General features: G+C 71.2%; 16 protein-coding genes. 10 read left to right on the plus strand and 6 right to left on the minus strand.

Annotation, left to right across the window (positions count from 1 at the left end):
• Window positions 1-5: 5 nt before the first annotated feature.
• Complete coding sequence (locus tag OHB00_RS04025; RefSeq protein WP_406431278.1) at window positions 6-1,103, minus strand: ABC transporter permease; 1,098 nt, start codon at window positions 1,101-1,103, stop codon at window positions 6-8.
• A 61-nt stretch (window positions 1,104-1,164) separates the two neighbouring features.
• On the opposite strand from OHB00_RS04025, the gene OHB00_RS04030 reads away from it, so the two are divergent.
• The 10 genes from OHB00_RS04030 to OHB00_RS04075 all read left to right on the plus strand — a co-directional run bounded on the left by OHB00_RS04030 (window position 1,165) and on the right by OHB00_RS04075 (window position 8,754).
• Window positions 1,165-1,647, plus strand: a complete 483-nt coding sequence (locus tag OHB00_RS04030; RefSeq protein WP_406431280.1) for a MarR family winged helix-turn-helix transcriptional regulator — start codon at window positions 1,165-1,167, stop codon at window positions 1,645-1,647.
• Window positions 1,648-1,719: 72 nt separating this feature from the next.
• Window positions 1,720-2,328 (plus strand): flavin reductase family protein, encoded by a 609-nt coding sequence (locus OHB00_RS04035; RefSeq protein ID WP_406431282.1) that lies wholly within the window; start codon window positions 1,720-1,722, stop codon window positions 2,326-2,328.
• A 129-nt stretch (window positions 2,329-2,457) separates the two neighbouring features.
• Window positions 2,458-2,898 (plus strand): GntR family transcriptional regulator, encoded by a 441-nt coding sequence (locus OHB00_RS04040; protein ID WP_406431284.1) that lies wholly within the window; start codon window positions 2,458-2,460, stop codon window positions 2,896-2,898.
• A complete protein-coding gene (locus OHB00_RS04045; RefSeq protein WP_406431286.1) occupies window positions 2,885-3,799 on the plus strand; it encodes an ATP-binding cassette domain-containing protein in 915 nt (304 codons plus the stop codon). The genes OHB00_RS04040 and OHB00_RS04045 overlap by 14 nt, the downstream gene beginning before the upstream one ends.
• Complete coding sequence (locus tag OHB00_RS04050) at window positions 3,796-4,752, plus strand: transporter (RefSeq protein ID WP_406431288.1); 957 nt, start codon at window positions 3,796-3,798, stop codon at window positions 4,750-4,752. Before OHB00_RS04045 ends, OHB00_RS04050 begins: the two co-directional genes overlap by 4 nt.
• Before the next feature lie 83 nt (window positions 4,753-4,835).
• Window positions 4,836-5,105, plus strand: a complete 270-nt coding sequence (locus OHB00_RS04055; protein ID WP_406431290.1) for a hypothetical protein — start codon at window positions 4,836-4,838, stop codon at window positions 5,103-5,105.
• Window positions 5,106-5,186: 81 nt separating this feature from the next.
• Complete coding sequence (locus tag OHB00_RS04060) at window positions 5,187-6,260, plus strand: acyltransferase family protein (protein WP_406431292.1); 1,074 nt, start codon at window positions 5,187-5,189, stop codon at window positions 6,258-6,260.
• A 30-nt stretch (window positions 6,261-6,290) separates the two neighbouring features.
• On the plus strand, window positions 6,291-7,070 hold the full coding sequence (locus tag OHB00_RS04065; protein WP_406431294.1) for a polysaccharide deacetylase family protein: 780 nt from the start codon (window positions 6,291-6,293) through the stop codon (window positions 7,068-7,070).
• 114 nt (window positions 7,071-7,184) lie between these two features.
• A complete protein-coding gene (locus OHB00_RS04070) occupies window positions 7,185-7,988 on the plus strand; it encodes an SDR family NAD(P)-dependent oxidoreductase (RefSeq protein ID WP_406431296.1) in 804 nt (267 codons plus the stop codon).
• Between the two features lie 16 nt (window positions 7,989-8,004).
• Window positions 8,005-8,754, plus strand: coding sequence for an SDR family NAD(P)-dependent oxidoreductase (locus tag OHB00_RS04075; protein WP_406445608.1), 750 nt, complete (start codon window positions 8,005-8,007; stop codon window positions 8,752-8,754).
• A gap of 109 nt (window positions 8,755-8,863) precedes the next feature.
• Here the strand turns inward: OHB00_RS04075 and OHB00_RS04080 are convergent, their stop codons facing one another.
• The 5 genes from OHB00_RS04080 to OHB00_RS04100 all read right to left on the minus strand — a co-directional run bounded on the left by OHB00_RS04080 (window position 8,864) and on the right by OHB00_RS04100 (window position 12,624).
• Window positions 8,864-9,952, minus strand: coding sequence for an MBL fold metallo-hydrolase (locus tag OHB00_RS04080; protein ID WP_406431298.1), 1,089 nt, complete (start codon window positions 9,950-9,952; stop codon window positions 8,864-8,866).
• Entirely contained in the window at window positions 9,949-11,490 is a 1,542-nt protein-coding gene (locus tag OHB00_RS04085) for a class I adenylate-forming enzyme family protein (RefSeq protein ID WP_406431300.1), read from the minus strand. Before OHB00_RS04085 ends, OHB00_RS04080 begins: the two co-directional genes overlap by 4 nt.
• Window positions 11,491-11,553: 63 nt before the next feature.
• The gene (locus OHB00_RS04090; protein ID WP_406431302.1) at window positions 11,554-11,874 is read right to left on the minus strand and encodes an EthD family reductase; all 321 of its coding nucleotides are present in this window, start codon (window positions 11,872-11,874) and stop codon (window positions 11,554-11,556) included.
• A gap of 19 nt (window positions 11,875-11,893) precedes the next feature.
• Complete coding sequence (locus tag OHB00_RS04095; RefSeq protein ID WP_406431304.1) at window positions 11,894-12,277, minus strand: nuclear transport factor 2 family protein; 384 nt, start codon at window positions 12,275-12,277, stop codon at window positions 11,894-11,896.
• Window positions 12,274-12,624 (minus strand): nuclear transport factor 2 family protein, encoded by a 351-nt coding sequence (locus OHB00_RS04100; RefSeq protein ID WP_406431306.1) that lies wholly within the window; start codon window positions 12,622-12,624, stop codon window positions 12,274-12,276. The genes OHB00_RS04095 and OHB00_RS04100 overlap by 4 nt, the downstream gene beginning before the upstream one ends.
• Window positions 12,625-12,652 lie beyond the last annotated feature (28 nt).

Here is a 12,652-nt window from a genome sequence, read left to right on the forward strand (position 1 = left end):
TGACCTCACGACCTCGCGGCGTGCACGATCCCGGCCGATGCGGCGATCCGGTCCAGCAGGAACAGCCCCGCCACGCAGAGCGCGATCCATGCCGACAGCACCACGATGCCGCTGGTCAGTCCGTCGTGGTGGAAGTAGGCGATCCCGTCCAGCGCGCGGACGCCGACGCCCGCGGGCATGACGGAGGCGAGCGGCTTCAGCCAACCGGGCAGGAATTCGGGCGGCAGCACTCCACCACTGGTGGCGTTCCCCATGACCAGCATGAAGATCGACGCCAGCGGAACTCCGGCAGGCCCGAAGATGCGGATCAGGAGCACGGTGGCTGCCGCGACGGCCCCCGCCATCAGCGTCACGAGTCCCGCGATGCCCAGGAAGGGGCCAGGTATGGCGCCGAAGGCCGTACTCGCGATGAGCGTCGCCGCCAGCCCGCCGACGACCGCGAACAGCGCCAGGCTGGACACGCGCTGCCCGAAGGACAGGCGCGGTGCCACTTGATAGGTCATCTGGCCGAAGAGGAAGCCTGACAGCACCAGGCCGAACGACGCGTAGAAGACCGACAGGCCGCGGCTGTCTCCGGACGAGAGGGGGAGAACGTCGATCACGGGCATCTTGTGCCCCGCCGTGTCACAGGTGGATGCGCACAGGGTGCCGAGGGGTGCCACCAGCGCGGACACGGCGGGACCGTTCGCGCCGGCATAGACGATCTCGGGCGTACCGTCGTCGGCCAGCAGCGCGGCGTACGCGTGGCGGTGTTCGACCGCCCCGCGGGCCGCGGCGTCGTCCTGGTAGCGGTCCACCTGGAAGGCGTCCGGCGAGACACGCTGGAGCCGGACGTCGAAGAGTGCCGCGGTCTTGTCGGACGCGGCGACGGCGACCGGCAGACGGTGCGCCTTGGGCGTATGGAAGGCCGCGAGAAAGACGCTGACGAAGACCAGCCCGATGGTGAGCACCGTGATGACAGGCTTGAGGACTGCCTGCCGACCGGACAGGCCCGAGCGCTCGGGGGGAGCGTCCGTCTGCGGGCCGGGACGGTGACGGTGCCGCGCCGGCCCCGGAGCGGCGCCGGAAAAATGGTCTTGGCTCGTGGAGGCGGTGCTGGGCACGGGGCTCCCATCCTATGATGTAAGGTACCTGATATAAGTTAACAGATACGTGGAGATCACCGTGACCGTGTGGGACCCCAGCGAGCGCATCGGCTATCTGCTCTGGCAGCTCTCACAGGCCTACGCGCAGCGCATCGAACAGGCGCTGCGTCCGCTCGGGCTGACCCAGGCGCAGTACAGCGCCCTTGTCCGGCTGAGCCGGGACGGGACACTCTCCAGTGCCGAACTGGCCCGCCGCTGCGGCGTCACCGCCCAGTCCATGGGCGCGGCGCTGCGCGACCTGGTGGAGCGCGGGCTGGTCCAGCGGCGGGCGCACCCCACCCACGGGAAAATCGTCGAGATGTCCGTCACCGCTGCCGGGGTGGAGCTGGCACTGCGAGGCGAAGGCGCTCTCGAACCGTGCGAGCGGGAAGCCCTCCAGCCCTTTCTGCCCGAGGAGCAGGAACAGGTGCGCACCCACCTCCAGCGCATGCTGGGCGCCCTCAACCCACGGGCGCTCGGAGCTGTCGGTCACCAGCCGCCCGACGAGACGCATGGTGCGTGAGCGGCGGACCTCGGCACGACACACCTGGTCGGGCTGAGGAAGGCTCAGGCGCCCTGGTCCGATACTCGGTCCATGCGTGTGGAATACCCCCCTGAGGCGATGAGCGGCACGGACTTCTACAGGTTCCTGACATCGGTCGTCATTCCACGGCCGATTGCCTGGGTCTCCACGATCACCCCCGACGGAAGTACCGAGAACCTGGCCCCGCACTCCTTCTTCAGCATCGCCAGCACCGATCCCCCCATCGTCCAGTTCACCTCGATCGGCCGGAAGGACTCGCTGCGGAACGTCGAGGAAACCGGCGAGTTCGTCGTCAACTTCTCTTCCGAGCCGCTCCTGCACCTCATCAACGCCACCGCCGTCGACCTCCCGCGCTCGGTGAGCGAATTCGAGGCCGCGGGCATCGAGCGGGAGGCCAGCCGAACCGTGCGGCCGCCCAGGGTGGCAGCCGCCCATGTGGCTTTGGAGTGCCGCTCGCACACCACCCTGCGCATGGGCAACTGCACCTTGGTCTTCGGGCGGGTGCTCCATGCCGTGGTCGACGAGGACTACCTGGTCGACGACCGCCCCAGCAGCGAGCTGCTGCGCCCCCTCACCAAACTCGGCGGCGACGAATGGGGCACTCTCGGCAGGGTCCTGCACCTGAACCGCATCCCGTACGAGGAACCCGGCACCGCCTGACTCCCGTACGCCCACCGCCGGCCCCGCTCCCGCGCACGCGCCCACAGGCGTTTGACAGCGCCGCCGGACATCCACCATGCTTCCATTAATTCATTAGCACAAGCATGGTGGGAGACCGAGGAAGGCGACGTGATCGACTACCGGATCGACCGTGGCAGCGGCGTACCGGCCTACGTGCAGATCGTCGAGCAGACCGAACGAGCGCTCCGGATGGGCTTCCTCAAGGTCGGGGACAAGCTGCCCACGGCCAAGGAGGTGGTGGCGGCGACCGCCATCAACCCCAACACCGTGCTCCGGGCCTACCGCGATCTGGAGCAGGCCGGCCTGGTCGAACTGCGCCGCGGCCTCGGAACCTTCGTGACGCGATCACTCGCCCGGCCCGGCGCGCAGGACGACTCGCCGCTGCGCCGGGAGGTCACCGACTGGGTGGACCGCGCCCGGGCCACAGGCCTGGAACGGGCCGATGTCCTCGCCATGGTCACAGCGGTCCTGGACGCCTACGACAACGAACACCACAGCCGCACCCCGGACGACCGGGACGGCAGAAGGAGGACGCATGACCGGGCCTGACGCGCCGGCCGCGGTGCGCGCCACGGGACTCGGATTCCGGTACCGGAGGCGGGGCGGCTGGGCCCTGCGGGACTGCGAGTTCACCGTGCCCGGCGGCCGGATAGCCGCCCTCGTCGGACGCAACGGCGCCGGCAAGAGCACCCTGCTGCACCTGGCCGGTGGCCTCCTGCGGCCCGGCTCCGGGGAACTGCGCGTACTGGGCGCCGCGCCCGGCACCGCCGAGGCCCGCACCCGGGTCGCCCTGCTCACCCAGGACAAGCCGCTCTACCCCCGGTTCACCGTGGCGGACACCCTGCTGATGGGCGAGAAGCTGAACTCCTCCTGGGACCGGACGGCCGCCGAACGGATCGTGCACGCGGGCGGCATCCCGCTCCACGCCCGCGTCGGCGAACTGTCCCCCGGGCGCCGCACCCGTGTCGCGCTCGCCCTGGCCCTGGGCAAAAGACCCGAACTCCTGCTGCTCGACGAGCCGTTGGCCGACCTCGACCCGGTGGCGCGGGGCGAGATCATGGCGGAGCTCATGGCCGAGGCCGCCGAGCGTGGCACCAGCATCGTGCTGTCCTCGCACGTCCTGCCCGAACTGGAGCAGACCTGCGACTGGGTGCTGGTGCTGCGCGAGGGCCGCGCCGAGCTGAGCGAGGACACCGAAGCACTGCGCGAGAGCCACGTCGTACTGACCGGACCCGTCGACCGAGCCGGTGCCCTGGCCGCACAGCACACCGTCGTACAGCGCCGCACCGCCGGCAGACAGCTGACCGCCCTGGTACGGCAACGCGGACCACTGCGCGGCGACTGGCACACGGCACGGCCCAGTCTGGAGGACATCCTGATCGGCTATCTCCAGCCCGAGGAGGAGCCGGTCCGGCCCGCCGCGGACCGGCGGACGGAGGTGGCGGCGTGAAAGGCTCCCTCTGGCTCGCCTGGCGCCAGCAGCGCGTCCTGGCCGCCATCGGTGCGGCCACCCTGGTCCTCGCCGCGGCGATCGCGGCGTACTACCGCTCGGACATGCTGGACGCCCTGCACAGCGGGCTGTTCGACCACTGCGCCCCCGGGCCGCTGTACTGCACAGGCTCGGACACCGGCCTGCCACTCCTGCTGGACGTCGAGCCGCTGAAGTACCTCGGGGCGCTGAACATCGTGCTGCCCGTCGTCATCGGCGTCTTCTGGGGCGCCCCGTTGCTGGGCCGCGACCGGGAACTGGGCACACATCGCCTGATCCTCGCCCAGGGCCCGAGCCGCGGTCAGTGGTTCGCCTCCCGGTTCGCCCTGGCCGCGGCGACCACGGCCGCCCTCTCCGGCCTGCTCGCGGGGGTGTTCGCCTGGTGGTGGCGACCGGCCGCCGACCACAGCTACGGCCTGTTCTGGTACGACAACACGGCCCTGAGCGGCTCGGGCCCCCGCGTCGTCGCGGCCGCCCTGTTCGGCCTGGCGGCCGGCACCCTGCTGGGCCTGCTGGCCCGCCGGGTCCTGGCGGCGATGGGCCTGACCCTGCTGGTGACGGGGGCGACGGCACTCCTGCTGGAGTGGACGCACTGGACCCGGCTTCTGGTCCCGCCGCACACATACGTCAGCGCCGGCATCACCCCCAAGGCACCGATGGGCGACAAGTGGTCGGCCGGCGACTACGGGCTGATCACCGCCTCCGGCCGCCACGAATCCGTGTTCAACTGCCCCTTCCCGTCAGGTACCCAGCTCAGGGAGTGCATGGCGGCACACGGGTACGTGGCCCGCTTCTACGAGGCCAACCCGGCCGGTGACTACTGGGCCTTCCAGTGGACCGACACCGCGGTCCTCGGCGGCCTGGCCGCGCTGCTCACGATCGCCACCGCGCTGCTCCTGCGCCGCCGCGTCTGACGCCGTCGCCGTGCCGTCTCCCTCTCTCACGCGCTACCCCACACCCGGATTTCTCCCTTGCTCCGTACGGAGGTCGCTTCGCCATGCCCGCCGACGCCATGTCGCCGAAGAAACTGCGCCACAACCGTGCCGCCCTCACCCACAGGACCGGTTACGCCCTGCGCCACCCGGGGCGCGTCGTCCCGTATCTCAGCCGGGCCGGCCGGGACGCGTGGCTGCGTCTCAAGCATCCCGACCACGTCGGCCACCACCGGGCCGTGCCGGCCTCGGACACCCGCCGCCACCGGGAGAAGCGGCCGCACGGCCGGTCGAAGATACGTGTCAGCCGCTCGTCGCTGCCCACCGCCTGCTGACGCGGCGCCGGTTCCGACATGCCGTCCCCCGAACCTCACAGTGGGCAGTCGCGCCTGACGGCGATCGACGGGCTTCGCCTGGTGGCAGCGCTGATGGTGGCCGCTTACCACTTCCTGGGCACGCCCACCCCGCACTTCTGGGGCAGGACCGAGCTCCGGGATTCCGCCCCGTTCCTGCACGAGATCAGCCGCTACGGCTGGCTCGGCGTCGAGTTCTTCTTCCTCATCAGCGGCTTCGTGATCTGCATGAGCTGCTGGGGAAGGACCCCGGCCCAGTTCACCGTCTCCCGGATCTCACGGCTCTTCCCGGCCTACTGGTGCGCGGTGCTCCTGGTCGTCCTGCTCGTCCTGGTCTCGCGACTGGGCGATCGGCCCGCCGCCACGCGCATCGACCCTCGCACGGTGCTGGGCAACCTGACGATGGCCCCGGGGCCGCTGGGGCTCGATCCGGTCGACGGAGTCAGCTGGACCCTGTGGGTGGAAGCACGCTTCTACCTCCTGATGGCCGCACTCCTCGTCTTCGGCCTGACCTACCGGCGGGTGGTGGCCTTCTGCGGAGTCTGGCTCCTGGCCGGTGTCATCGCCCTTGAACTCCACTCACCCGTGCTCGACGAATTCGTACTGACCCGGTACACCGGCCTGTTCGTCGCCGGGATCGTGCTCCACCTCATGCACAGGTTCGGACAGAGCCTCCTGCTCTGGCTGTTGCTCGGTTTCGCCTGGTGCTACCAGCTCACCGTGCTCCAGCTACGGGTGGCCGACCACGCCGCCGTGCCCCCTGGCGAGGGCCGCCCCTCCTGGGCCGTCTGCGCGGTCGTACTCACGCTCTGCCTCGGGCTGCTGGCCCTCGCAGGAATCGGCCCGCTCACCGGACTGCGATGGCGTTGGCCGGTCACCGCGGGAGCACTCACCTACCCCTTCTACCTCGTCCACCAGAGCCTCGGCATCCCCTTGGCCAAGGGCTTGGTCCAGGCGTTCCCGAGGCTGGGGCCGACGGCCTCGACGGCGCTGTCCGTCATCTGCATGCTGGGGCTGTCCCTGCTGGTCCACACCCTGGTGGAACGTCGGCTCGGACGCCGTCTGAGGCATCGCCTGACGCTCGACATCCGGCCGCGGGACCTCGCAGCGCAGCCGGCTCTCACCCGCACGCGGTAGTCCCGCGTCTCCACCGAAGAAAGGACTCGTATGCTCTTCAAGGCACGCACCAGACGCTCACGCATACTCATCGCCGTCACGACAGCGGCGGCGGCCGTCCTGGCCGTCGCCGTGACTCTGGCCCTGACGGTGACGACCTACGATCACACCTCGCCGCGCGCCGCCCGGGCCAAGGCATCGGGATCGGTGACCGGAGGCATCGACTGCCGCAAGGCGAAGTGCGTGGCCCTCAGTTTCGACGGCGGTCCCAGCCCGACGACCCCCAAGCTGCTGGACATCCTCAAGCAGCGGGGCCTGCACGCCACGTTCTTCGTGCAGGGCAGGGGGCACATCTCGAAGTACCCCGACATCCTGCGCCGCATCGCGGACGAGGGGCAGGAGATCGGCAACCACACCTGGACCCACCCGAGGCTGACGGACCTCGACGAGGCCGACGCCCGTGCGGAGCTGACCCGGACACAGGACGCCATCGAGAAGATCACCGGCAGAAGGCCTGTCCTGATGCGTCCGCCGGAGGGCCGCACCAACCGCAAAGTGGCCAAGATCTGCAAGGAGTTGGGGCTGGCGCAGGTGCTGTGGAGCGTCACCGCCAAGGACTACGAGACGACCGACTCGGCCCTGATCACCAAGCGGGTGCTCGACCAGACCCACCGCGACGGCATCATCCTGCTGCACGACCTGCACAAGGGGACCGTGCCCGCCGTCCCCGGGATTCTCAACGCACTCGAACAGCGCGGCTACACCATCGTCACCGTGTCGCAACTGCTCGCCCCCGCCAAGCCCCAGCCGGGGATGGTCTACCGGCCCTGAGGCACCTCGACGCGAGCCCGCCCCTTGTCGCTCTCCCCGCGGGAACCTAGACTCCGGGAGTGAACTGAAGTTGGTTCAGTTCAGGATCCGTCTCGGGGTCGAAGGGAGCGGACGATGGATGGTCCCCTCAAGGGCAGGGTCGCTCTCGTCACCGGCGCGGGCCGGGGCATCGGCCGGGCCATCGCGGTGGAGCTGGCCCGGCAGGGCGCCTCGGCGGTGGCCGTCGCCGACCTCGACGAGACGGCCGCCGGCGACACCGCCGAAAGGGTGCGCGCCGAAGGGGCGAAGGCCGAGACGATCGGGTGCGATCTGCGCATGCGCGATGACATCGAGGCCATGGTGGCACGGTCGGCCGAGCGCTTCGGCGGCCTTGACGTGCTGGTCAACAACGCCGGAGTGATCGACACCGCGTTCACGACCGACCCGGACCACGGGGTCGGCTCGCTCCCCGAAGAGGTCTGGGACGCCGTGTACGAGATCAATCTCAAGGCCGTCTGGCTGACGACCAAGTTCGCGGCACCTCATCTGCGGCGTTCCACCCGCGGCCCGGCCATCGTCAACACCGCCTCCGTCTCCGGCCTCGTCGGCTTCCCCAACTGCCCCGCCTACGGGGTCACCAAGGCCGGTGTCATCCATCTGACCAAGGTCACCGCGGTCGACCTGGCCCCGGTGCGCTGCAACTGCTTCTGCCCCGGCGTCATCGACACGCAGCTGACGCAGGACCACTTCGCCGCGTCCGAGGACCGCGAGGCGACGGAACGGGCTCTGCTGGCCCCGCAGCTGGTGGACCGGCTGGGGCGGCCGGAGGAGGTGGCCCGGCTCGCCTGTTTCCTGGCCTCGGACAACGCCGCGTTCATCACCGGCGCCGCCTATGTGATCGACGGCGGCGCGCTGGCCTGGCGCGGCGTCAAGGGCTGAGGGAGGGACGGGCGTGATGGAGGCGAGGCTGGCCGGCCGGGTGGCCCTGGTGACCGGCGCGACCGGAGGCATCGGCGACGCCGTGGTACGGCGGTTCGCGGCCGAGGGCGCCATGGTGGTGGTGACGGACGTCGACGCGGAGCGCTGCGAGAAGCTGGCCGACGAGGTCGGAGGCGGGGCTGTCGGGCTGGCACTGGACGTCACGGACGAGTCGGCCTGGAAGGACGTCGTGGACCGGGTGACAGGCCGGCTCGGCTCCCTGTCCGTCCTGGTGAACAACGCCGGCATCGCCGCGATGCGCACCGTCGAGACGGAGACCCGGGAGTCCTGGGACCAGGTGATCGCGGTCACCCAGACCGGTGTCTGGCTCGGCATGAAGCACGCCGGCGCGGCCATCGGGCGATCCGGCGGCGGCTCGGTCGTCAACGTCGCGTCGATCTTCGGCACGGTCGGCGGCTTCGGCTCCCAGTTCTCGTACCACGCGGCCAAGGGCGCCGTGCGTCTCATGACGAAGAACGCCGCCCTGCACTGGGCGAGGCGCGGTGTCCGGGTGAACTCCCTGCACCCCGGGTTCATCGAGACGCCTCGGTCCCGTGAACTGTGGCGGGACACACCGCGGTTGGCCGCGATGCTCGACGGCACACCGCTCGGCCGGCTCGGCACGCCCGAGGAGGTGGCGGCGGCCGTGGCGTTCCTGGCCTCCGACGACGCGAGCTTCATGACCGGCTCGGAGCTGTATGTCGACGGAGGCTGGACGGCACGCTGAGCGCTCCGCCGGCAGTGCCGAACCGGGTCGTCCGGCGTCCGCGGCGCCGCAGTGGCTGGTCGCGCAGTTCCCCGCGCCCCGCTGCGGCGTCGCCGAACCGCAGTCGGCTTCACCCGGCCTGCTCTTCGGCGGTGACGCGAGGGTGCGCGGTGTAGTGGTCGACGCCCTCGCCCGACCGAGTGCGCCGGACGTGACCGCGGGCCGCCAGCACGTCGAGGTGGGCCGCGGTCTCGTTGACCGCGAGCATCTGGTTGAAGGGGTTCAGATCGGCGAAGGGCACCTTGCGGCGTGTCCACCCCAGCTCCCCCGCCACGTCGTACGCGTTGAGCGTGCGGTCGCCGAGGGCCGCGAGGGTCTGGGCGAGCCGGTCGTCGTGATGGGCCAGCAGTTCACCGACCCGGGCGTGCACGCTGTCGCCCACCGGGCCGTGCGCGGGCAGCAACCGGGCGTCCGTGAGCGTTGTCATCATCCGCAGCGAGTCGAGGTAGTCCCCCAACGGCAGTTCGGCCGGGCCGAGTTCGAAGCCGATGGACGGGGTGATGTGCGGCAGTACGTGGTCCCCGGAGAAGAGAAGGCCTCGGGCCTGGTCCAGGTAGACGACATGTCCCCGGGTGTGGCCCGGGGTCGGGATGACCTGCAGGCTCGCGTCCGAGAAGCGGAGTTCCTCCGCCTCCAGCCAGCGGTCGGGAGCCTCCCACACGCCCGGGTCGAAGTCGCCGTGGTCCATCGCGGCCACCCGCTCGGCGAGTTCGCCCGCGCCGGCCCGCGTCAGGGTCTCCAGCGAACCGGCCGGCTGTGTCGTACGCAGTGATCCGAGCAGCTCCAGTCCCTGACGTTCGCCGGAGCCCAGGTAGACCCGGGAGCCGAGCAGCCCGCGCAGGGCGACGGCTTGGGTGTAGTGGTCGCGGTGGATGTGGGTGACCAGGATGTGGCTGATCTCGCCGAGGTCGTGGCCGAGACCGGCGAGCGCGTTCTCCAGCGCCCTGCGGGACTCGGGGATCGACCAGCCGCCGTCGATCAGGACCAGCCCCTCGGCCAGGCCTTCCAGCGCGTAGACGTTGACCGCGCGCAGCCCGTCGTCCGGCAGCGGGAGCGGGATGCGGTGGACGCCGGGCCGTACCGTCTCGGCTCCCGCCTCCGACCACCGGCCGCGGTCGAAGTGGGGGGTGTGGGAGGTACGGGCCATGGGGGTGGTCATGCGTCTCCTCGCGGGTGCGGTTGCCGGGCCGTCGGCTCCGGCGAGAGCCGGGCGTGCAGTTCGTGTGCGAGTGTGCGGGCTCCCGGGCGGTCCAGCTTGCCCACCGTCGTCTGCGGCAACTCGGCTACGGTGAAAGCGAATTCCGGCCACTTGGCCTTGGACAGACCGGTGTGGTCGAGGTGTGCGGTGATGGCGTCGAGGTCGATACCGGCGTGGCCGTCCTCGGCGACCACGAGCACGGCCGCCCGTTCGCCGAGCAGCGGGTCCGGTACCGGCACCACACACGCGCGGGCGACCCCCGGATGGGCGGCGACGGCACGTTCGATCTCGGTGATGTCGAGATTGCGGCCGCCCCGGATGATGACGTCCTTCTCCCGGCCCATGATCGTGACCGTCCCGTCGTCTCCGGTCACCAGCAGGTCTCCGGTGGGGAAGAACCCGTCGCCGGTGAGGGCGGGCGGTTCGACCTTGCCGTCGCGGGCGTATCCCAGGAACAGGGACGGGCCGCGGACCTCGGCCCGGCCGGTGAGGCCGGGGCCCAGGACGGTGCCGTCGGCGGCGACCGCGCGCAGCTCGGTGCCGGGGAACGGGCGGCCGTCCCAGCCCAGCCGGATCTCCTCGGGGTCGTCGGGCCGCGGGGAGGTGTGCCCGAGGCATTCGGACATGCCGAAGACGCGCAGGATCCGGGTCCCGAGCGAGCGTTCGGCACGGGCGAGGGCGCCGCGGTCCATGGGACCGCCGCCGACGGTGATCGAGCGGACGCCTTCGAGGACCCGTGACCCGGCGGCCGCCGAGCCCATCTGAAGCGCCATGGTGGGCACGCACATGGTCCATCGGACCTCGTTCGCGGACATCCGCGCCGGCGCCTCCTCGGGGTCCCAGCGGCCGCTCAGGACGAGCGGGCCGCCGAGCACCAGTGCCATGCACACGCCGAAGCAGTACGCGGCGGTCGAGGAGAGGGGCACGACGGCGGCCACCGCGTCGCCGTCGCGCAGCCCGTTGATGTCCGCGGTGCGGGCGCACGCGTAGCGCAGGGCGCTCTCGGACTGGACGACCCCCTTGGGACGCCCGGTGGAGCCGGACGTGAGGCCGATGAGCGTGCCGCCCGACCAGCGGGAGACATCGCGCGGGCCGCGGGCCGCGAGGAGCGCCCACCCGTCGAGGGCCTCGGACTCCGCGGCGCCCGCGACGCCCTCTCGCGCCTGCCACGCCTCGGCCGCGGACGGTTCGGCGATGACGGTGTCGGGGCGGATGTCCTCCAGGGCCGCCGCGAACTCGGTCCGGGTCGTGTGGCGGTTGACCAGGGCCAGGACCCCGCCGGTCATCCCCACGGCGAGGGTCGCGGCGACCGTGCGCCAGGAGTTGTCGGCCTGGAGCAGGAGGGTTCCGCCGGGTGATCCGTCCGGTGCCATGACGTCGGCCAGTTCGGCCGCGCGCGCCAGCAGCTCGCGCGCGCTGTGCCGGCCCGTGTCGTCGACCACGGCTGTGAAGTCGGCAGCCTCCGCGCGTCGCTGGAACTCCCGAACTGTCTGTCGCATCCGCTGCTTCCTCGCCTCGTCGAGCGAACGGTGGTGGTGGCTGTCCCGTCTCCGCCGGGCAGCTCAGCCGGGGTACATCTCCGCCTCGCCGCCCATCACGGCGATCCGCCGGCCCCGCATGTCCCCGACCTGGGCGACCGCTGCCGCCCACGCGGGGCTGTCCAGCGCCTTGCGCAGGTCCTCGGCGGTGTCGAAGCTCAGGACCGAGACCCCGTCCCAGCCCTCGGAACGCGGTTCGAGGGCCGCGTCGAGGTCGGTGTGGCGCCAGGACCGCAGGCCGGGCAGGGCGCGGGTGAGTTCGGCGTGTTCGCCGCGCCACCAGACGATGAACCGCTCGTGTGTCCACTCGGGGGGCCGGGCGGCCAGCAGGATCAGGTTGTACATCGGGCCCTCCTCGGGCTTCTCAGGTGAACAGCACCTCGGGCGAGCGTCCGATCATCAGCCGCCGTAGCCGGCCGGCCTCGTCCAGGCGGGCCCCTGCCACGAAGGTCGCCTCCGGCACCCCGGAGCGCCGGACCTCGCCCAGGAACAGCTCGTCCCGGCCGACGGTGCCCGCCGTGAGCAGGTGATGCGTACGGACGCCCACCTCGCGCTGCGCGAGATAGCCCTCCATCTCGGCCCGGCCGCCGTGGAAGTCGGCGGCGCCGCCGCCACCGGTCGAGAAGAGGATGGAGAACGAGAAGTCGTCGCTGATCAGGTCCAGGATGCGGTCGGCGTCCTCGCCGTCCAGGATGGCGAACCACCGGGTCAGGAACGCCGCGGTGGCCTGCGGGGCGGGGGCCGTCACGGCCGGTCCACCAGGTCGAAGCCGGTGGTGAAGAAGGACTGGTAGCGGGCCATCAGCCCGGCGGGCGAGACCTGTACGGCGGAGAGGAAGGCCCCCGTGGTCACACCCCGCTCCACAACGAAGCCGTACGCGGTCTCCACGTCGCCGTCGACCGCGTACCTCTTGATCTCATGGGTACGGTCCGCGGCCTGACGCCCTGCTATGTACGCGGCGAACTCCTCGCGCGACGTGCCGCTCCGCTCACCGCCGGGCAGGGCGATGAGGAAACGGAATCCGGGCTCCACCAGCTCCAGGGCCTTCTCCGGATCCTGGCCGTCCATACGGGCCATGTATTCGCGAAGCACCATTGCCGATCGCTCTCCCTACGAACGTGAA

The organism is Streptomyces sp. NBC_00631 (genome assembly GCF_045206895.1).
Lineage (GTDB): Bacteria > Actinomycetota > Actinomycetes > Streptomycetales > Streptomycetaceae > Streptomyces.